Origin of the sequence: Collinsella sp. CLA-AA-H302 (assembly GCF_040093305.1) — a bacterium.
Lineage (GTDB): Bacteria > Actinomycetota > Coriobacteriia > Coriobacteriales > Coriobacteriaceae > Collinsella.
This window is the reverse complement of the sequence record NZ_JBBNJW010000015.1, coordinates 17,294-38,196: the sequence shown is the minus strand read 5'-3', so window position 1 is coordinate 38,196 and position 20,903 is coordinate 17,294. Positions and strand designations below refer to the sequence as shown.

18 protein-coding genes are annotated in these 20,903 nt (G+C 59.5%); 7 read left to right on the top strand and 11 right to left on the bottom strand.

The annotated features are described in order from the left end of the window. The first annotated feature begins 203 nt into the window (after positions 1-203). Positions 204-755: a LemA family protein gene (locus tag AAAV21_RS09515; protein WP_082421874.1), complete on the top strand. Its 552-nt coding sequence runs from the start codon at positions 204-206 to the stop codon at positions 753-755. A gap of 301 nt (positions 756-1,056) precedes the next feature. On the opposite strand, the gene AAAV21_RS09510 is transcribed toward AAAV21_RS09515, so the two are convergent. Together AAAV21_RS09510 and AAAV21_RS09505 are read right to left on the bottom strand one after the other, a co-directional pair. Next, entirely contained in the window at positions 1,057-2,109 is a 1,053-nt protein-coding gene (locus AAAV21_RS09510) for a branched-chain amino acid aminotransferase (RefSeq protein ID WP_349109228.1), read from the bottom strand. Between the two features lie 288 nt (positions 2,110-2,397). Then, positions 2,398-3,045: a VTT domain-containing protein gene (locus AAAV21_RS09505; protein ID WP_349109225.1), complete on the bottom strand. Its 648-nt coding sequence runs from the start codon at positions 3,043-3,045 to the stop codon at positions 2,398-2,400. 224 nt (positions 3,046-3,269) lie between these two features. On the opposite strand from AAAV21_RS09505, the gene cysE reads away from it, so the two are divergent. Further along, positions 3,270-3,974: a serine O-acetyltransferase gene (gene cysE, locus AAAV21_RS09500; RefSeq protein WP_349109222.1), complete on the top strand. Its 705-nt coding sequence runs from the start codon at positions 3,270-3,272 to the stop codon at positions 3,972-3,974. A gap of 113 nt (positions 3,975-4,087) precedes the next feature. Here cysE and AAAV21_RS09495 read toward each other — a convergent pair whose 3' ends face one another. From AAAV21_RS09495 to AAAV21_RS09480, 4 genes are all read right to left on the bottom strand, one after another. After that, positions 4,088-6,103, bottom strand: coding sequence for an ABC transporter ATP-binding protein (locus AAAV21_RS09495; protein WP_349109219.1), 2,016 nt, complete (start codon positions 6,101-6,103; stop codon positions 4,088-4,090). Between the two features lies 1 nt (position 6,104). After that, on the bottom strand, positions 6,105-7,829 hold the full coding sequence (locus tag AAAV21_RS09490) for an ABC transporter ATP-binding protein (protein WP_349109217.1): 1,725 nt from the start codon (positions 7,827-7,829) through the stop codon (positions 6,105-6,107). Next, the gene (locus AAAV21_RS09485) at positions 7,829-8,317 is read right to left on the bottom strand and encodes a MarR family winged helix-turn-helix transcriptional regulator (RefSeq protein WP_349109214.1); all 489 of its coding nucleotides are present in this window, start codon (positions 8,315-8,317) and stop codon (positions 7,829-7,831) included. The genes AAAV21_RS09490 and AAAV21_RS09485 overlap by 1 nt, the downstream gene beginning before the upstream one ends. Positions 8,318-8,498: 181 nt before the next feature. Then, on the bottom strand, positions 8,499-8,789 hold the full coding sequence (locus AAAV21_RS09480) for a hypothetical protein (protein WP_055251737.1): 291 nt from the start codon (positions 8,787-8,789) through the stop codon (positions 8,499-8,501). 294 nt (positions 8,790-9,083) lie between these two features. On the opposite strand from AAAV21_RS09480, the gene AAAV21_RS09475 reads away from it, so the two are divergent. Beyond that, entirely contained in the window at positions 9,084-9,605 is a 522-nt protein-coding gene (locus AAAV21_RS09475) for a nitroreductase (RefSeq protein WP_349109212.1), read from the top strand. Between the two features lie 41 nt (positions 9,606-9,646). On the opposite strand, the gene AAAV21_RS09470 is transcribed toward AAAV21_RS09475, so the two are convergent. The 3 genes from AAAV21_RS09470 to AAAV21_RS09460 all read right to left on the bottom strand — a co-directional run bounded on the left by AAAV21_RS09470 (position 9,647) and on the right by AAAV21_RS09460 (position 12,825). Next, the gene (locus AAAV21_RS09470) at positions 9,647-10,222 is read right to left on the bottom strand and encodes a hypothetical protein (RefSeq protein WP_349109210.1); all 576 of its coding nucleotides are present in this window, start codon (positions 10,220-10,222) and stop codon (positions 9,647-9,649) included. A gap of 84 nt (positions 10,223-10,306) precedes the next feature. After that, positions 10,307-11,524 carry a helix-turn-helix domain-containing protein gene (locus AAAV21_RS09465; protein WP_349109207.1) on the bottom strand — a complete coding sequence of 406 codons (1,218 nt, stop codon included), beginning with the start codon at positions 11,522-11,524 and terminating at the stop codon, positions 10,307-10,309. Between the two features lie 266 nt (positions 11,525-11,790). Continuing rightward, positions 11,791-12,825 (bottom strand): YeiH family protein, encoded by a 1,035-nt coding sequence (locus AAAV21_RS09460; protein WP_349109205.1) that lies wholly within the window; start codon positions 12,823-12,825, stop codon positions 11,791-11,793. A 193-nt stretch (positions 12,826-13,018) separates the two neighbouring features. Between AAAV21_RS09460 and AAAV21_RS09455 the strand changes: the two genes are divergently transcribed. Further along, complete coding sequence (locus AAAV21_RS09455; RefSeq protein WP_349109203.1) at positions 13,019-13,720, top strand: GntR family transcriptional regulator; 702 nt, start codon at positions 13,019-13,021, stop codon at positions 13,718-13,720. A gap of 298 nt (positions 13,721-14,018) precedes the next feature. On the opposite strand, the gene glmS is transcribed toward AAAV21_RS09455, so the two are convergent. Then, positions 14,019-15,866, bottom strand: coding sequence for a glutamine--fructose-6-phosphate transaminase (isomerizing) (glmS, locus tag AAAV21_RS09450; protein WP_349109200.1), 1,848 nt, complete (start codon positions 15,864-15,866; stop codon positions 14,019-14,021). A gap of 312 nt (positions 15,867-16,178) precedes the next feature. Here glmS and AAAV21_RS09445 point away from each other — a divergent pair, with 312 nt between their 5' ends. Then, a complete protein-coding gene (locus AAAV21_RS09445; protein ID WP_349109199.1) occupies positions 16,179-17,312 on the top strand; it encodes a LacI family DNA-binding transcriptional regulator in 1,134 nt (377 codons plus the stop codon). A 216-nt stretch (positions 17,313-17,528) separates the two neighbouring features. Further along, the gene (locus AAAV21_RS09440; RefSeq protein WP_349109196.1) at positions 17,529-18,734 is read left to right on the top strand and encodes an ATP-binding protein; all 1,206 of its coding nucleotides are present in this window, start codon (positions 17,529-17,531) and stop codon (positions 18,732-18,734) included. 201 nt (positions 18,735-18,935) lie between these two features. Here AAAV21_RS09440 and AAAV21_RS09435 read toward each other — a convergent pair whose 3' ends face one another. Next, complete coding sequence (locus AAAV21_RS09435) at positions 18,936-19,586, bottom strand: HAD family phosphatase (protein ID WP_349109194.1); 651 nt, start codon at positions 19,584-19,586, stop codon at positions 18,936-18,938. Between the two features lie 173 nt (positions 19,587-19,759). Between AAAV21_RS09435 and AAAV21_RS09430 the strand changes: the two genes are divergently transcribed. Then, on the top strand, positions 19,760-20,638 hold the full coding sequence (locus tag AAAV21_RS09430) for an ATP-dependent sacrificial sulfur transferase LarE (protein ID WP_349109193.1): 879 nt from the start codon (positions 19,760-19,762) through the stop codon (positions 20,636-20,638). The last annotated feature ends 265 nt before the right edge of the window (positions 20,639-20,903 follow it).

Sequence of the window (20,903 nt, the reverse complement as noted above, 5' to 3'; positions counted from 1 at the left end):
GGGTATCGGATTCCCACATTCATCCGTACATGTACGGATGAATGTGGGAAGTGTTCGGATGAAGTTGCGAATCAAGGCCGACCCCGCCGAAAACATAACGCTTACCGGAAAGTTCGGCACGGCAAAACGTTGCGGGTATACTAGTAGCGTTATACCAACGGCAGCTGGCGCATGCCGCCGCGGCCATTCGAAACGGAGACATCATGATTACCGTCATCATCGGCATCGTTGTTGTCATTGTGATTGTCTGCGCCATCGCCGGCATCTACAACAACATGGTCACCAAGCGTAACCGCATCGATAACGCCTGGCAGAACATCGATACGCAGCTGCAGCGCCGCAACGACCTGATCCCCAACCTGGTCGAGACCGTCAAGGGCTACGCCAAGCACGAGCAAGAGACGCTCTCCGCCGTGATCAGCGCGCGTAACACCGCCGTCAAGGCCACCACGCCCGAGGCCAAGATGGAAGCCGACAACGTGCTGACCGGTGCGCTGCGCCAGCTCTTCGCCGTGGCCGAGGCCTACCCCGATCTGAAGGCAAACACCAACTTTACGCAGCTGCAGGCATCGCTCGAGGATACCGAGAACAAGATTAGCTATGCACGCCAGAGCTACAACGACTGCGTGCTCAGCTACAACAACGCCATCCAGACGTTCCCGGCTGTCATCTTTGCCGGCATCTTCCAGTTTAAGGAGCGCCAGGGCTTCGAGGCCGCCGAAGCAGCCCGCCAGGCACCGACCGTCAAGTTCTAACAATCACGGCCGAGTCTTAAGCCAGTTCATCAACCCTTTGGGGTCCAAGGCACAAACCTTGGGCCCTTTTCTTATCCACGCACAACGCGCGGCCAATAGGCCGCGCACCATCTTTAACCAGATTAATTATGGCGTGTTGCGACAACGCCGAGGTAACGCAGGCCCGAGGCCAACCTTCCTTTCCGGCGCACTCCGCAGGACGAAAGAACCTCCGCCGCACGAAGTGCGCAGCGGAGGTTCTTTCATGTCCGAGGACGCGCCGGAAAGGAAGGTTGGCCTCGGGCTGAACAGCTATGGCAGCTTACGCCACGGTGTAAACCCAGTTGTGCTTATCCTCGATAGCACCAGACTGGATACCAGTCAGGGTCTCGCGGAGCTTCTTCATCACAGGGCCGATCTCGGTGTAGCCAGCCGGGAAGGTCACGGTCTCGTCGGCGCCGTAAACCTTGTTGTCGATCTCGCCAACCGGGGAGATGACAGCAGCAGTGCCGCACAGGCCGCACTCGACAAAGGTACCGGCCTTGACCTCGGCCCACTCGACGGGACGCTCGTCGACGGTGACGCCCAGGTCCTTGGCGACCTGAACGAGCGAACGACGGGTGATGGAGGGCAGGATGGAGTCGGTATGCGACTGGGGAACGACGAGGGTGCCGTCCTCCTTCACGAACAGGACGTTGGCTCCGCCGGTCTCCTCGACATAGGTGCGGGACTCGGAGTCGAGATACAGGTTCTCGGCATAGCCCTCGCGATGGGCCTCCATCGTGGGCTTGAGGGACATGGCGTAGTTGAGGCCGGCCTTGATGTTGCCGGTGCCGTGCGGTGCGGCGCGGTCGTACTCGGAAACGCGCAGCTTGACGGGCTTAAGGCCTCCCTTAAAGTACGGACCGACCGGGGTCACGAGAATGCGGAACGTGTACTCAGGAGCGGGAGCCACGCCAATCACGTCACCAGAGCCAATCATAAACGGACGCACGTACAGGGTCGCGCCGGAGCCGAAGGGCGGAACCCAGGCGGCGTTGGCAGAAACGACCTGCTTGACGGCCTCGACGAACTTGTCCTTGGGGAACGGGGGCATCTCGAGGCGCTGCGCAGAGTTGTACATACGCTCGGCGTTCATGTCGGGACGGAAGCAGACGATGCTGCCGTCCTCGGCGGTGTAGGCCTTCAGGCCCTCAAAGACCTCCTGGCAGTAATGGAAGATGCCACCGCACTCGGAGACATGCAGGGTGTGGTCGGTAGTCAGACCGCCCTCGTCCCACTCGCCATCCTTCCAATGAGCCTCGTAGCTGTAATCGGTCTTCATGTAGCCAAAGCCGAGGCTACCCCAATCGATATCCTTCTTCTCGACAGTCATATGTCGCTCCTTACATACACAGTTGCACACTCGCGAACCCGCACGCAAGGACCGAGGCCGACCGCGTCGCAACGTCACGCGCCCGGAGCGTAGAGCCGGACGGGACACGCGAACGGCATCAAAGCCAATGGCACGTCGATTCGCATGCACGAGATTGTACTCCCCGTACGCGTCTGATAAAACGCTTTTCTTTAACTAAGTAAAGTATTTTCATTTGACCGAAGCAAAAAGGCCCGCCACCGTAAGCGGTGACGGGCCTCAACTGCACGGTTTGCGCGCCGGCTCGAGCTAAGCGTTCTTTTTGCCTAGCTTAGCCTTAACCAGACCGACCACGGTCGGGATAATCGACACGGCAACGATGCCGATAATCAGCAGCTCAAAGTGCTCCTGCACAAAGGGGATGCCGCCAAAGAAGTAGCCCAGCAGCGTAAAGAGCGTTGACCAGGTAATGCCGCCCAGCACGTTGTAGATGACAAAGTTGCGCCAGTGCATGCCGCCCATGCCGGCGATAAAGGGCACGAAGGTGCGGATAAACGGGAAGAAGCGGCCCAGGAAGATGGCCAGGTGGCCCCACTTGTCCAAGAAGTCCTCGGACTTTTTGATGCGCTCGGGCGTCATGGCCTTGACCTTACCCGAAGCGATGATCTTTTTGCCAAAGAAGCGACCGATCATAAAGTTGCACTGATCACCCAAAATGGCAGCCGCCCATGCGACGGCCAGCAGGGCCACGATATTAAAGCCGCCGTTGTGGGCAAAGAAGCCCGAGGCAAACAGCAGCGAATCGCCGGGAAGGAACGGGAAGAATACCACGCCCGTCTCGATAAAGATGATCAGGAACACGCAGCCGTAGGCCATAAGCGGGCCGGCGGCGATCCAACTGGCGATCGCAGTGCGCGGGTCTTTGAGCAGCTCGGCGATAAAATTAATGAAACCCATGAAGTAAAACCTCTCAGTTGTGGGCGCGGACACGTCCAAGTTGACCAGTATACGGTTGCGGCGCGACCATGCACACGACCCCACAAAAGCATGACTCCATTACCAGCAAGTTTGCATAACTGACACCTGTCACGCAAAGCCGTGAAAGATTGCTCTTCCTAATCCCTAGCGAATCGCTATACTTTATTGAATCGCATTGCCATGGCGCTAAGGGAGGGCGGCCAGTGAGCTTTATCAATACCATTCGCGAGGACATCAAGACCGTCCAGGCGCAGGACCCCGCTGCGCAAAACGGCCTGGTCATCTTCCTTTCCTATCCTGGCCTGCACGCCAAGTGGAACCACGTGCCCGAGCACTGGCTCTGGGAGCACGGTCATCGCTCGCTCGCCCGCGTGCTCTCGCAAATCACCCGCCACATCACCGGCGTCGAGATTCATCCCGCCGCACAGATCGGCAAGCACTTCTTTATCGACCATGCCATGGGCGTCGTCATCGGCGAGACCACCATCGTGGGCGACAACTGCGTGCTCTACCAGGGCGTCACGCTCGGCGGTACCGGCAACGAGACCGGCAAACGCCACCCAACGCTCGGCGATAACGTCACCGTGGGCACGGGCGCCAAGGTGCTCGGCAACATCCGCATCGGCAACAACGTCAAAATCGGCGGCAACTCGGTTGTCGTCAAGGACGTGCCCGACAACTGCACCGTCGTGGGCGTGCCGGGACGCATCATCAAGCGCAACGGCTGCCGTGTGTTCGAGGAGAGTTTCGACGCCAAGCAGCATCGCGAGTACATGCCCGATGACGCCGCCGAGCAGAGTGCCCTCAACCGCCAGGGCATCACCGAGAATGCCCGCCGCGTCAAAGAACTCGAGCGAGAGGTGGCCGAGCTCAAGGCCCTCGTCGCCAAGCTCATGGACGAACGTTAGGAACGCAAGCGGTACAAAACAATATCGGCACCGACGCAAAAGGCGCGCCAGGGAATCAATCCCCGGCGCGCCATTCCTTTTGATGTGACATGCGGGACTGTCCCTTTGTCACATTATGCGAACTGACTCAGATAGAGGTCGGCGTAAGCACCCTCGGCAGCCAGCAGTTCCTTGTGCGTACCCTGCTCGATGATATTGCCGTGGTCCATGACCAAGATCAGGTCGGCGTCCACGATCGTCGACAGGCGATGCGCGATCACAAAGCTCGTGCGCCCGCGCATGAGCGCGTCCATGGCGCGGCCGATAGCAAGCTCGGTGCGCGTGTCCACACTTGAGGTCGCCTCGTCCAGGATGAGAATCGCCGGGTTGTTGAGCAGCACGCGTGCGATGGTTAGCAGCTGACGCTGGCCCTGGCTGATGCTTTCGGCATCGTTGGCTACGCGCGTGTCGTAGCCCTGAGGCATGGTGCGCACAAAGAAGTCGACCTGGGCGGCGCGAGCGGCCGCAACAATCTCCTCGCGCGTTGCCTCGGGGCAGCCGTAGGCGATGTTCTCGGCAATCGTGCCGTCGAACAGCCAGGCGTCTTGTAGCACCATGCCAAACTGCTGTCGCAGCTCGCCGCGATCCATGCGGCTCGTATCCACGCCGTCGAGCGTAATACGCCCGCCGTCAATCTCGTAGAAGCGCATGAGCAGGTTGATGAGCGTCGTCTTGCCTGCGCCCGTGGTTCCCACCACGGCAATCTTCTGGCCCGGCTCGGCGGTAAACGACACGTCGCGCATGAGCGGCTTGTCGGGCACATAGCCAAAGCGCACGTGCTCAAAAGCGACGCGGCCCTCAATGCGACCCGGCAGCTTGGCGGCCTCGTCCGGCAGCGGATCGGCCTCCATCTCGGGCTCATCGAGCAGGTCGAACACGCGCTCCGCACTCGCCAGCGCGCTCTGCAGCGAGTTGAAAGTGAACGACAGCTGCGTCATGGGTTCGGACGCCTCGTAGATAAACTGGAAGAACGCCTGGAACACGCCGACGGTCATGTGACCGGCAACCAGCATGCTGCAGCCCACGAGCGCAATCACAATCTGCGCCAGGCGACCGATAAAGCGAACCGCGGGACCGACGGCGTTGATCATAAAGTCGGCCTTGGCGCTCACGCGCGCCAGCTCGCCCGAAGCCTCGTGCACCTCGGCAGAACTCTGGCGCTCACGGTTGAACGCACGGATCACCAGACGGCCCGAGTAGCCCTCCTCGACCGCGCCCGTAATCTTGGACACCCATTCTTGGCGCTCGCCCGTCACGTCATGCGTGCGGCGCGAAACCACCTTGGTCACCAGCAGCGATACCGCCGTAAAGCCCAAAAAGACCAACGTGAGCTTAACGCTATAGACAAACATCATGCTCACGGCGCCCACTACCGTACCGATCGACACCAGCAGCTGCAGCAATCCGCGCTGCATGCTCTCGGACATCTTGTCCAAGTCGTTGGTCGCACGGCTGACGACCTCGCCGGGGCGATGCGCGTCAAAGTAGGCAAGCGGCAGGCGGCTGAGCTTTTGCGCGATGCGATTGCGTAGGCGCAGATTGAGTCGCTCGGCCACACTCGACATCAAAAAGCTCTGCAACGCATAGAAGGAGGCGGCTGCCGTCCAAATCATAAAGTAGACGAAAATGGTTTTGCCGCAATGTTCCCAGGTAATGCTGAAGGTAGTGTCGTTGGCAAACGCCACCTGCATATGACCCCACAGCTCATCGATCACGCGAGCGCTGTACGCCGGTGCGGCGGTGTTGAAGATGACGTAGAACACGATGCTCGCGAACACAATATAGAAGCGCCAATGGTCGCCGGCGGCTTCGCTCCACAAGCGGCGCACCGTCGCCCAGGTATCCCGGGGCGTCTCGTCCTCGTCTTCGTCGTCCACGTCGCGCATACGCTCTGCCTCGGCACGGGCACGCTCGTCCTCGGCACGCTCGTTTTCCTCGTACAGCGCCTGGCGACGAGCCTCTCGTTCGTCCGCCACCTTGGCGGCGTCATCCAGCTCGAGCATCGCGGCAGCCTGGTCGACCGTATTCTCGGCAGTGTCCGCAGCGTCCGAATCGATAGCGTCGCCGCACTTCTTGAGCCCCTCGGTCATGCTACTCACCTCCCTTCATCTGCGATTCCGCGATGGCGCGGTACACCTCGCAGGTTTCCATAAGCTCGTCGTGCGTGCCCAGGCCCACGACCTCGCCGTCCTTGAGCACCACGATCTGGTCGGCATGCAAGATCGTCGAGATGCGCTGCGCGATGATGAGCACCGCAGCGTCGCGCGTCTCCTCCTGCAGCGCATGGCGCAGCGCTGCATCGGTCTTAAAGTCCAAGGCCGAAAAGCTGTCATCGAAGATATACAGATCGGCATGCTTCATGAGTGCGCGGGCAATCGCCAGGCGTTGGCGCTGACCACCCGAGAAGTTCGTGCCGCCCTGGGCCACCGGAGTATCGAGCCCCTGGGGCTGGTCGAGCACAAAGGTGCTCTGTGCAACCCCCAGCGCATGGAGCATGTCGGGCTCGGTCGCGTCTTCGTTGCCAAAGCGCAAATTGCTTGCCACGGTGCCCGAGAACAGCCATGCCTTCTGCGGGACGTAGGCAATGCGCCCGCGAATCTCGTCTTGCGAAAGCTCGCGCAGGTCGACGCCGTCCAGGCGAATGGCACCCTTGGTGGCATCGTGGAAGCGCAGCAGGAGCTTTGCCACTGTCGACTTGCCCGAGCCCGTCGAGCCCACAATCGCGGTCGTCTGACCGCGGCGGCAGGTAAAGCTCAGGTCGCACAGCGTGTCCTCGTCGGCATCGTCAAAACGAAACGACATGTGATCGAACACGGCGACCGCATCCGGTCCGTCCTTTGAATCGGATGTGCCCGCGCCCAGCGTACGGTCGCCGTCCACGATGCTCGGCTCAATCTCCAGCACCTGTTGCGCGCGATTGAGGCAAGCCGCGGCGCGCGGCAGCGTGAGCATCACCATCTGCGCCATCATCACAAAGAACAGGATCAGGAGCGCATATTCCAGCACCGCGGAGATGCTCGCAATCTGCATTGCATGGTCGCCAACGCGGTTGCCGCCCACCCACAGCACCGCCACCTCGGCAATGTTCATCAAAAAGAAGGTAGAGCTATCAAGGCCCACAAACAGGTGGTTGACCTTAATGGCGTTGTCCGCATAATCGCTAAACACCTCGTCCAGGCGCTGCTCCTCGTGGCGCTCTTTATTAAAAGCGCGGATGACGCGAACGCCCACGATGTTCTCGCGCAACACCACGTTCATACGGTCGATAAAGCTCTGCAGGCGCATAAAAATCGGCGCGGCATTAGCCACCGTAAAGACTGCCACCACCAGCACGATCGCAACCACCACGCCCAGCAGCGTGCCCATGGCGGGATCGATGAGCCAAGCAAAAATGATGCCCGCGACGGCCAAGAACGGCACCGGCAGCACCAGCTGGATCGTCTGCAGGATGGCCTGTTGAATCACATTGATGTCGTTGAGCGAGCGTGTGATCATCGATCCGGTGCCAAAGCGCTCAAAGTCGCTGGCCGCGAGCTCGAGCGACTTGTCGTACACGGCATTGCGGATATCGCAGGCCACGTTGGCGGCCAAGCGCGCCGAAAGATAGCAGCCCAGCACCGCGCCGCCGCTGGCCATGCCGGTCGCGATAAGCATGTAGAGGCCATTGCGCAAAATGTAGTCGACATCACCCGTGGTGATACCGGTGTTGACCATGTTCGCCAGCATCGTGGGAACCAACAGCGTGCCGACGTTATCAACCAGCAGCACCAGCAGCGTCACTGCAACAAGCCCTCGATAGGGCTTCAGAAACCTCATTAACAGTCGCACGACTCCCCCTCACTTTGCTTTTCGGCAGCCATCTGCTGCTTAAATGCCTCGCACTCATCCCCTAGTACACGGGAAAACTTGCCGATCAGGCGCATAATCTCGCGTTGCTCACACGGCTCAAGCGCGCCAAAGGCTCGCTGCTCGGCCTTGAGTGCCGGCAGTGCATAACGCTCTGCAAATCGCCTGCCCTCTTCGGTCAGGCTCACAACCTTGTTCTTACGGCTGCCTTCGGCAAACTCCAACGTTGCAAAGTCCCGCGCCGTCAAGGTTTTAATGGCCGAGTTGATGGTCTGCTTGCTGTAGAACCATTCGCTCGTCAGGCGGCTTACGGCAATACTGCCGCCCGCCGTGCTGGTATCGACGAGCATCCAGTAAGCGCAGTCCGAAAGACCGCAGGCGCGCGAGAACTCCGAATAGATATGGTCGAGTCCATTGAGCAACCGGTCGAAGTCGACCAGCGTAACCGCACTATTCATCTATCCCACCATTCGATTGTCCGATTTTTGACCAATTTTGTATCTCTAGATTAGTCCGAGTTTTGACTATCGTCAACAGGCTCTCCGCAAATGCTTGCACTTTTATGGCCTATCGGCAGAAAAAGACCGCCGGCGCGGGGGCAGCGCCAGCGGTCACGTGAAAATCGGGTTTTATTGCCCGTTAAGCGGCGACGGCCTCATAGACCGTAGCGCCCGAGAAGCTGTCATGCAGGCTCTTGCCGGCAATCCACGGCAGCTCGACGACCTCGCAGACCGTGTTGACCAGCTCGGAGCAGTCAGTAAAGTGGCCCTTGTCGTTGAGGGCCTCGCAATCCTGAACACGCCAATAGCCATCGGTGTGCGTGATGTAGTACTCGTGATCGTCAATCGTCACAAAAGCGCGCGTCTTGGAACGCAGCAGCTTCAGAAATCCTTCGAAGTCGGTCTCGACGACATCTCCAGCCTGGAACATGATGTTACCTCCTGGCCCGGCGCCACCACGGCGCATTGATAAACGTTGGTACTCCTTTAGTAAAACCTTTATCAGAGGTTATGCGTTCGTCATTTAGGCAAGTGGTAAAAAACCGCAGGGTAGACGGGATAAAACGTTTAACCATCCCATTTGTTTGTCACATTCTGAAGGTACTTTTATGCAAACCTACTTTCCCAATTGGAATCTATCCTTTTGGCCGGGCAATTGACCGTCTATCGTTTGAGCCCGACGGGTATGAACGGGGCATCTGCAACGCCACCGCAAGGAGACACCATGGAGACTATCGAAGCACTCATCCATCGCCGCAGCTGCCGCAAATACAGCGATCGTCCCGTCGAGGCCGAAAAGCTTGCACGTATTATCGAAGCCGGCCAATATGCACCGAGCGGCATGGGCCGCCAACCGGTGACGTTTGTCGCCGTCACCGACCCCGCGGCCGTCGAGCGTCTCTCACAGCTCAACGCCCAGATCATGGGCAGCAACAGCGACCCCTTCTATGGCGCCAAGACCGTTGTGGTGGTGCTGGTCGACCGCAGCGTGCCCACACATCTGGAAGACGGCTCGCTCGCCATGGGCAACTTGCTCAACGCCGCCTATGCACTGGGTGTCGATTCGTGCTGGATTCACCGCGCGCATGAGGTCTTTGACTCGCCCGAGGGCCTGGAGCTGCTGGCCAGCTGGGGCCTGCCCGCCGACGGCAGCCTGCGCGGTGTCGGTCACTGCATCCTGGGCTATGCCGAAGACACGCTACCCGAGCCCAAACCCCGCCGCGACAACGTGGTGTATGTAAAGTAATTAGTTCCGCCGTTCTAACGAACGGCGGACCCGCTCGCAACTTATCTTGCCGATGGAGTTGTCGTCGTTTCGTTCGTGTGGGTCGTTTCGGCGCCGTCGCCCTGTTCGCCCTCGTCCTTTTGAGCGTCGGCGATGGTGGAGGCCGCCGCGACGATGCCGCGCTGGGGTGCGACGCCCGTCTGGGTCTGAGCGCCCTCGACAACTTCTGTGCCTGCATGCGCGAGCTCGGGCGATTTAAACATTGCGTCCAAGTTGGCGCCGCCGCCGGCGTAGCCAAGCGCAGCGAGTGCGATGATGATCACCGCAATGACGACCGCGATCGGAACATAACGATGCCAACCAGCCGGATTGAGTCCGCTGCGACGAGCCGCCCCGCGGCTGATGTAACCGAGCGTTCCGTCGTGCTTGAGCTTTGAGCCCACCACGCGTTTGCGGCCCCACAACGAGGACTCTGCCTGCATGGCCAAGCGGGCGCTTGCCGAAGGATAGCCGTATTTAGTGCGCTTGAACGAGCCATCAAACCCCGAGGCGTGTTTGCCCCACGTCACCGATGTTGTGCGTCGGTTGACCGGCGCGGCACTCCGCCTTCTGCGGCTCGGTTTTGTAGTCTCAGCCATACGCCCCCGCACGCCGCAACCAAATCGAAACAATAACGCTTTGGACTGTAGCACACGCGTCGCGCGCGGTCACGGGCGCCTCGCTCAACGGTCATCGTCCTTCAGCAAGCGCCACAGCGTTGTTCGGCTTATGCCCAGCACCTCCGCCGCACGGGTTCGGTTGCCATGGAGATGATCTACAACCAGATGCACGATATCTCGCTCGGTATCGGCCAGCGGTCGCAGGATATACAGGTCGCTTTCGAGTGTCGGGGCGCCAAAGGTTGCGGTCTTAATCACGTCCTCTTGGGCTAGCACTTCCTCCGCCACAGCGCGGTCCACCGTGCCCGCCCCCACCAATATATACAGTCGTTCCGAGACCTCGCGGAGCTGCAGATAATTGCGCGGCCAGCGGTAAACATCGAGCGTCTTTGCCGCCGCGGCAGACAACGTGGGCGCTGCCGTCCCAAATGCATCAGCGAGATATTCCAAATAGCGCGCAACCTTCGTCGACGCGGCTCCCTGCTCGGCGATTGCCGGCGCCACGCTCACCGCACAGGCAAAGCGCTCAGTCACAAAGGCGGCTTGATCACTTTCGCTGCCGCCCGGCATGTCATTCGCCGTCAGCACCACATGGCAGCGCGTCGCCAACGCGGTGTCGGCCATCGTGGAAACGAGCTCGCGGAGACGCTGGGGGCCAACCGTGTTCCAGCCCTCAATGCAAAGTGTCAGCCCCGTTTGGAACAACGGTGATTCGGCGCTTTTGAGCAGATGGCGCCAGCCGCGATCCGTTAGCTCATCGAGCGCAACGGCAACAAAGGGCTGATCGACAAAAGGACCGTCCAGATAGAGGCGCATGGCAATCTCGACCTGACCCGCGCCCAGCTCGCCCTCGAGCATAAGGGGCACACCGCGCGCGTAGCTCTCGGCGACCGGCGCAGCCACCGAGGCAGCCCCCTCAACGATGCCGTACGCGCTCGATTCGTAGCGGGCCTCAACTTCGTCGGCGTTGAGCCACTCGATGCCCGCATGCGCCGCGGCGCCGCGCACCTCGCGGACCACGACGACCCAAAGGCCCCCGCCCTCTTTGTCGGCGGGGCGAACGGTCAGGCTCAGGCGCGTACCCGCACGCCCCATAACCAGACGCGCGCCGTCTCCTATACGGTCGAGGCGTTCGGCAACAAAAGCTGCCACATCCCGCTCAAGCGCCGCGTCATTCATGGTCGAAATCGCGACGTCCCCACGCGCATCGATTGCCAATGCCGAGGCCCCGGCAGCAGCCAGGGCCTCGGTCAAGACGTTCAGCTTGGCATCGCTATCCATGATTTGCCCCTGTCCGCGGCGACGTGCAACCACCGACGGTCGCACAACCGAGTGTTTCAAAATTGAACGATATTGCTCACCAAACACTATAGGGCAGAAAGCGCCGTCCTGCGAGTATAGGTGTTGCCCCGCATCGCCATCCTGGCGGGGCGATAAGAGCTCTTCGGGACTTATAAACCTGCGGACAAGCCATACCCGCAAGAGCTCCTATCGCTCCACCGCAGGCATGCGCTCACCAGCAACCAGCACGCGAATAAGCTACTTCTCTACCAGATTCCCAGCACGTGCTGCATTCCCAAGCTCATGCACGCAATGCCAACCCAGCAGCAAAAGCCCAACGCGATGGGCTTGCCGCCCTTTTTGACCAGCTCGACGATATCGGTATTAAAGCCAATAGCCGCCATGGCCATCACGATAAAGAACTTCGAAAGCTCCTTGATGGGCGCCGTAATGGACGTGGGAAGCTGAAACACCGTGGTGACCACGCTTGCCAGCACAAAGAACAGCACGAACATGGGAAACGCGCGTTTAAGCGAAAACGTGCTTTTGGCGTCGCCGCCGACCTTGCGCGCCAGGTGCATCTGCCAGCATGCGAGGACCAACGTAATGGGAATAATGGCCAACGTCCTGGTGAGTTTAACCACCGTGGCGCTCTCGAGCACATTGGCACCGGGGTGCATACTGTCCCAGGCGCTCGCCGCAGCCGTTACGGACGAGGTGTCGTTGATGGCGGTGCCGGCAAACAGGCCAAAGCCCTCGTTGGTCAGCCCGAGCATGCCGCCGAGCGTCGGAAACACGAGCGCCGCGATAACGTTAAACAGGAAGATGACCGAAATAGCCTGGGCAATCTCGCGATCGTCGGCATCGATGACGGGTGCGGTCGCGGCGATGGCCGAACCGCCGCAAATCGACGAACCCACACCTACAAGCGTCGCGATCTTGCCCGGCACGTTCATAACGCGGCAGAGTACAAAGGCAATGACAAGCGAGGTCGAGATCGTCGCCACGATAATCGGTAGCGACTGGGCGCCCTTGGACAGAATCTGCGAGAGGTTCATGCCAAAGCCAAGCAGGATAACCGCGTACTGCAAGACTTTTTTGGACGTATAGGTGACGCCGGCGGCGAGCTGTTCGCGGCGATTCTTGGGAAAGACGAGCGCCAGGACCATGCCAAAGAGGATGGCAAATACCGGCCCGCCGACCACCTCAATCTGTTTGCCGAGCAACGTTGCGGGGATGGCGATGATCAGGCAGAACAAGACGCCCTTCCAGCGCTCGCGTACGATATTCGCCAGTTGCATATGGGATTCCTTCTTTCTCTTTCACGTGTGCGACGGCTTATGATACGGCAACGCTAAGCGCAATCCCTCGCAAACGCAGGCAAAAATGTCGCAAAAGTTATCGGGCGGCGATTGAATTACCCACCGCGGAGGGCTGACTCGCGGCATAATAAACAACTGGCATATGAGTGTGAATGAACGGTTGCGAGGCGCTATGGAAGAATCAATGCACATCGGCGAGCAGGAAACGAGCCTACAGGACCAGTCCTACCACACCATTCGACGCAAAATAGTCTACCTGGACTACAAGCCGGGCGAAAAGCTGGGCGTTAAACAGCTTTGCGACGACCTGGATATGGGGCGCACCCCTGTGCGCGAGGCACTGGTGCGTCTGGCGCAAGAGGGCCTGGTGCGCACCGTGCCCCAAAGCGGCACCTATGTCTCGCCCATCAACCTCACCCTTGCCGAGAGTGCCTGCTACATTCGCGAGCACCTGGAAAAACAGGTGATTGTAGAGTGCTGCGCGCGCGCCACGTCGGCCGGCATCGAGCAGCTCGACCGCGCCATCGTGCTGCAGGAAAAGGCCATGGCCGAAGAGGATCGCATCGGCTTCTTTTTGAGCGACAATCTCATGCATCGCATGATCTTTAGCATCGCATGCCGTAGCACCGTGTGGTCGTGGCTCGAAGAGACCAATGCTGACCTCGAGCGCTTCCGCTGGCTGCGCGCCGCCACGCAGGTTCTCGACAATCAGGACATCGTGAACGAGCACAAGCAGATTCGCCGCGCTATCGCCGGTCGCGACCCCATCGAAGCGAGCTTTTTGGTCAGCAAGCACCTGCATATGATGTTCCGCAACCAAACCGAGGTTCTGGACCAGTTCCCCGAGTACTTCGAGACCAGCAAGCTCCGCTAACCTGCCAAAAAGGGACAGGTTTATTTTGGCAGGTTTTATCTGGGCAAATGCAACAAGGCCCGGCTCCGTCTTGATGCGGAGCCGGGCCTTGATCGTTAAATAGCTTAAACAGCACAAACAACGGCAACACCACATACTTGGCGCAGCCAGCGAGCGAGCCGCATTTGCGCCAAGGTGACGTGAAATGAGAGGGCGCTGACCTTCTGGTCGCGCCCTCGAAATTGAACGTCAGATTGGCGTGAATGCGGCTCGCGCAGCGTCGGCAGGTCCGCCGTTCGTCAGAACGGCGGAACAACAATTACTCGACGGTCACGCTCTTAGCGAGGTTTCGAGGTTGGTCAACGTCGCAACCGCGCAGGATGGCGACCTCGCGGGCGAGCAGCTGCAGCGGGACGCTCGCCGTGATGGGGCTGAACACGTCGCGGACAGCCGGCACGCGGATGATGCAATCGGCGATCTTGTTGATCTCCTCGTCGCCCTCGGTGGCAACGACGATGACCTTGGCACCCCGCGCCTTGCACTCCATAAGGTTCGACACGGTCTTGTCGTAGGTGGCACTCTTGGTGGCCACCGCGATGACGGGGAAGCCCGGATCGATCAGTGCGATGGGACCGTGCTTCATCTCGCCGGCGGCGTAGGCCTCGGCGTGCAGGTAGCTGACCTCCTTGAGCTTGAGCGCGCCCTCGTAGGAAATGGCGGCGCCCATGCCGCGACCCACGAACAGCGCCGATTGCGCGTCCTTGCACAGCAGGGCGGCCTCGTGCACGGCCTCGGTCTGCGTGTCCAGAATCCACTGGATCTGCTCGGCCGTATCGGAAAGCTCGCGGAACAGCATGCGCGCCTGCTTGGTGGTCAGGCGGTATTTGACCTGCGCCAGCAGCAGAGCCAAAAGCGTAAGGCTCACGACCTGACCGATGAAGCTCTTGGTCGAGGCGACTGCGATCTCCTTGTTGGCCTTGGTGTAGATAACGCCGTCGCTCTCGCGCGCCACCGGGCTACCCACCACGTTGGTGATGCCAAAGACCTTGGCGCCCTTGATGCGCGCGTCGCGAATGGCGGCCAGGGTGTCGGCCGTCTCGCCCGACTGGGACACGGCCACGACAAGCGTCGTAGGCGTGATGATGGGGTTGCGGTAGCGGAACTCGCTCGCCGCCTCGACCTCGGTAGGAATACGAGCCCAGCCCTCAATAAGGTTCTTGGCGATGAGTCCGGCATGGTAGCTGGTGCCGCAAGCAATCACATACACGCGGTCGATATCGTTGAGCTCCTCGAGCGAAAGGCCCAGCTCGTCGATATCGAGCTCGCCGGCGGGGGTCATGCGGCCCACCAGGGTATCGCGCACGACGCGCGGCTGCTCGTGAATCTCCTTGAGCATAAAGTCGGGATAACCGCCCTTTTCGGCCATGTCCAGGTCCCAGTCGATATGGGTGACCTTGGGCTCAATCACGTTGCCGGCCTCGTCGGTATACTCGACGCCTGCGGGCGTGAGCTTGGCAAACTGACCGTCTTCGAGCACCACGACATCGCGGGTGGCATCGATAAGCGCGATCACGTCGGAGGCAACGTAGGAACCGGTCTCGCCCACGCCGACCACAATCGGGGAGTCCTTGCGGGCAACGGCGATCACGCCAGGCTCGTCGGCACACACGGCGGCCAAGCCATAGGCGCCCACCACGTGGGTGCAGGCCTCGCGCACGGAAGCCATCAGGTCGTGTGTCTCGGCATAAGCCTCTTCGATCAGATGCGCGAAGACCTCGGTATCGGTCTCGCTCTTAAAGTGATGGCCGCGGCCCTCTAGCTCCTCGCGCAGCTCGGCGAAGTTCTCGATGATGCCGTTGTGGACGATGGCGATGCGACCGTCGCAGCTGGTGTGGGGATGGGCGTTAGCGACGGAAGGCTTGCCGTGGGTGGCCCAACGGGTGTGACCGATACCGCAGGTTGCGTCGCTATCGATATTGGAAAGCTCGCTCTCCAGACCCGCAACCTTACCCACGCGGCGGATAACGTCGAGGTGCGCCGCGGCGCCCTCGCCCACCTCGAGCGCGACGCCCGAGGAGTCATAGCCGCGATACTCCATGCGCTTAAGGCCCGTGACCAGGATGTTCTTTGCAATATCAGAGCCGGTGTAGCCGACAATTCCGCACATAGGATAAATCCCTTCGTTCGCGTGACTGCAAGACGTCCACGCACAGGGGGCGCTGAGACGTATAACGTTCGAGTATTGTACTCACGCAAGCGCAAGCTGATATACCAGAAGTGGTATCTCAACTTAGATACCACCCGATGCACACATGCCCAGCCGGTCCAAACCACCACAAAGGTGCCTGTCCCCTTCGTGGCGATCGCGTTGGCAACAGCGTTTCCCCAGATAAAACCTGCCAAAATAAACCTATCCCTTTTTGGTAGGTTTGGGATGCTACAATCTGGCTTGTACTTGAAACGCATCAAAGGGGCCGCTATGGCAAAGGTAAAAATCAGCGACGTCGCGCGCGAGGCCGGGGTTTCGCTGGGCACGGTTTCCAACGCGCTCAACCACCCCGAAAAGCTACGCCCCGAGACCCTCAAGCTCATCAACGAGACCATCAATCGCCTTGGCTACCTGCCCAACCAAAGCGCTCGTCAGCTCGCGGGCGGCGCCACCAAGTCTTTTGGCCTGGTGCTCCCCCGTCTCGATCACGGCCTTTCGCTCCAAATCGCCAGCGGCGCCCACAACGAGGCCCGTAAGCACGGCTACGACCTGCTCATCGCCAACGCCGATAACGACGATATTCTCGAGGACCATTACCTGCGTTACTTTATGGGCACCCAAATGTCCGGCGTCATGGTTCAGCCCATGGCATCCCCCGACTGGCACCCCGCCATGGCCAAGATGCCCGTGCCGATCGTCCACCTGGACATCCATTGCTCCGAGCCCGGCTACTACGTAGCGGCCGATAACGAGGCCCAGGGGCGCATCATTGCCGAACTCGCCATCGCCCGCGGTGCACGCCATATCACCGTTGTGGGTAGAGCAGCATTTATGCAACTCACCCTGCGCGTCCTTGGCATTCATAAGGCGCTCGCCCTACACCCCGATATCAAGATCGAAGTCATCGACGCCGGCGAATGGAATACCGCCGCCGACGGCTACGGCATCGGCGCCCAAATCGCCGCGCGCCCCGCCGACGAACGCCCCGATTTTGTCGTCGGCCTGACCGACGTGTTGGCCTCGGGCGTTATCTCGGCGCTGGTCGACAAGGGCATCTCTGTACCCGGGCAAGTACGCGTAGCAGGTTGCGATGGCAACCCGCTCGCTTGGAGCGGATCGGTCCCGCTCACTACGGTAGCGCCCCCGGGCTACGAGATTGGCCGCAAGGGTGTCCAACTGCTGATGGAGCAAATCGAGGATAAGCCTGTCGCCAAGACCAAACGAGTCCGCATCGGCTCCGCCGCGCGCACCGTCACCACGGTCACGGCCAGCGAGGGCATTAACCGTCAGGAGCTCGTGCGTCCCTTCTTGCTCGAGCGCGTAAGTACCCAAAATGCCAAGCCGCACCCGACGGGCCAACCCATGGTCCCGACAACCGACATCAACCTGGGCGCCTACTTGTAACAAAAAACGCCGCAACGGAAACAGGCCCGCTGCGGCGTTTTTTGCTGACCCACGCACCCCTCCCCCACATAGCCAAAGCTGCCGCCTCGGATATTTATGGAATGCAATCCATTTTTCATTAACTTTTTTGTTAAAATAGACTAAATTCCATATTTTTAGATATTTCCTATAAGTATTGATTTTGCTCCAGTTTTTTCTCGCCAAGAAAGGGGTTTCATGAATCTGATTGATCGCAAACAGTACCTCGACTGGCTCATTTCGTGGAAAGACTCACACGTCATCAAGGTCGTTTCGGGCGTGCGAAGGTCCGGCAAATCAAAGCTATTCGAAATCTACCGTAGCTACCTGCGCGATCATGGAATCACAGGTGACCAGGTTATATCCCTCAACTTTGAAGACCTGGAGTTCGAGTCGCTTACGTCATATAGAGCACTCTACGACTACATTTCCGCCAGACTCGTCCCCGATAAGATGAACTACGTTTTTCTGGACGAGATACAGCACGTCGAGCATTTCGAAAAAGCCGTCGACAGTCTTTTTATCAAGGACAATGTCGACCTCTACATAACCGGTTCCAACGCTTATCTGCTCTCGAGCGAGCTGGCAACTTTGCTCTCCGGCCGCTACGTAGAGCTCAAGATGCTGCCCCTATCCTTTAAAGAGTTTTGCTCGGCAAAAACCAATGACGGAAAGGCTCCCACCCAGCTGTTTGACGAGTACATCACCAGGGGTTCCTTTCCCTTTATCGCCGAGACGGGCATCCAAGGCCACCAGGCGCGCGACTACCTCATGAGCCTCTACGACACCATAGTCATACGGGACGTTATCGAACGCTTGAAGGTCTCAGACGTCCCGACCCTGCGCGATATCACCAAATTCCTACTCCATAGCATTGGAAACCGGATCTCGATTAAAAAAATCTCCGACACGCTCTCGTCCAACGGCAACAAAACCGACCAGAAAACCGTAGCCAAGTACCTCAAAGGCTTAACAGACAGCCTTGTGCTGTACTTAGCTCCGCGCTATAACGTGCGTGGTCGGCAGCTTCTTTCAACAAACGGCAAATACTACGCCGTTGACCTTGGACTTAGAGGCGCTCTTGTCAAAACCCAAAGCAGCGATATCGGTCATATCCTCGAAAATGTTGTTTATCTCGAGCTCCTACGCCGTGGATACGACGTCTACGTGGGCGATATCGACGGCTGGGAAATCGATTTTGTTGCCCTAAACTCAGACGAGACAGCCTATTTTCAGGTTTCAGCCACAACCCTCGACGAAACCACCCTCAATCGAGAGTTGGCCCCCTTTAAGAAAGTCCGAGACAACTACCCCAAGACGCTTCTTACGCTCGACACGTTGTTTGCGGACGCGAACTACGAAGGAGTCCGCAAGCGCAACGTGATCGACTGGCTTCTGGAGTAACTTGTAGCGTCATAACCCTCCACCAGCTCCTTACCAAGGCCGCAGCCCCAGTCGCTTGAAGCACAATGTCCCTCTTATCGGCCAAAACAGCAATCTTGGCGTGATAAGAGGGGCTGACTGCGTCAGCGCCTCCACGCAGGCGCCGTTACCGTCACCGTCCCGCGGGATCGGGCGCGGGATATGGCGACTCGGGTGCAAACACTAGCGCACGGCCCTGACCGCCGCCGCCAGATCGAACAACGTATCGAGCACGGCCTCGCAGCCATCCACCACGTCCTGCGGCAGCGGCACGATATCGGGGACGGCAAAGACGTGGCATCCGGCCGTGATGCCCGAGACGCAGCCGTTGCGCGAATCCTCGACCACAGCACATTCCTCGGGGGCAAAGCCCGCGCGCTCGCAGGCGAGCAGATACATCTCGGGGTCGGGCTTGCCGTGCACGACGTCCTCGCCACACGTTACCGTTTCAAACTTGTCAAAAAGACCGACCATCTTAAGGTTGCGCTCGGCCGTAACGAAGCGTGACGACGTCGCTAGACCCACGTGATAGCCCGCAGCCAGCAGCTCGTCTAGGCACTCGGCGGCACCGGCCTTAAGCTCCAGCTCAGTCTTGACCATCTCGTCGCGAATCTCCTTGTGGCGACGATAGATCGCCTCGGTGGTTTCGTGGCTGCCGTAATGCTTATCGAGGATGTCCATAACATCGGGCAGCGTGCGACCGATAAACTGATGGATCAGCGCATCATCAATCGCGAGCCCCAGCTCAGCGGCGCCTGCCTTCCAGGCCTTAATCCCCAAACGCTCGGTATCGACCAGCGTTCCATCCATGTCAAAAATAACAGCCTTGATCATATTGGTCCCCCATCGACTCTCGCTGTCGCGTTGCTGCAACTCTACCGCATTTGGCAACTTGTATATAACGTATATACCATATTGCACTTTCGTTACACAGATAGAAGTCTTATGGCAAGTAACGCATTAGGATTATAGTTTTCGATCGAGTACTCAACGATAAGGAACGTTTCATGATTTTAGACACCACGGCACCCGCAGAGGAGCTTCAAGACAAGCTATCAGCGCTCGAGCAGCTGCTTTTGGCATACGGTCGCGTCGCCATCGGCTTTTCCGGTGGCGTCGACAGCAGCTTTTTGGCCGCGGTCTGCGCCCGTATCATGCCTGCCGACACGCTTCTCGTCCACCTCACCACGCCGCTCATCGGCACGCCCGAGCAGGCTTCGTTTGAGCGGGCCGTTGACGGACAGAGCGATGAGGGGGCGCATTTTAAGCTCCCGGTGCTCAATCTTTCGGTCGACCAGCTGCAGCTCCCCCAGGTAGCATGCAACGATGCCGACCGCTGCTACCATTGCAAGCACGCTGGCTTTACCGCCATCGTCAACCACGCCAAGTCGCTGGGCTTTCCCACCGTCATCGATGGCAGCAACGCAAGCGACCGCGGCGATTATCGCCCCGGCATGCGCGCCGCCCAGGAGCTCGGTGTGCGCTCACCCCTCATGGAGGTCGGCTTTACCAAGGACGAGGAACGCGAGTTGCTGCGCGCCTGGGGATACCCCGTTTGGAACCTGCCGGCGGGCGCCTGTCTTGCCACGCGCATCCCCACGGGCGAGGAGCTCACACGCGAGAAGGTCGATTTAATCCGTGCATGCGAGGATTACCTGCACGATCTTGGCCTGGCACAGGTGCGCGCACGCCTCGTCGGCGGCTGCATGCATATCGAGGCCGCTCCCGCAGATGTCACTAAGGTTGCCGCCCTCGGCGGTGCTGCCGTCGACGGCGATGGCAGCACCCCGCTGCCCGCCGCTATCGAGTCCGCGCTGCGCGAGCTGGGCTGCGGCCATATCTCCCCCGAGGTCACCCCCTACATCCACGGCAACATGAATCTTTAAGTTACGCCGTTTTACAAACGGCGTAACCGCTCGGCGCTGCGCAGGTCCCGGGCACGGCAATCTGACGTTTAACTGCACGGGCGCGACCAAAAGGTCAGCGCCCGCTTGTTTCACGTCACCCTGCCGCACCCGGAACCTGCTCGCTCGCGTATGCTCAACCTGAACCACATAAATTGTTGCCGACCTTCTAAAGGGGACAGGTTTATTTTGGCAGGTTTTATCTGGGGAAACGCCGAATAGCCCCATATACACAACCGCCGCAGCT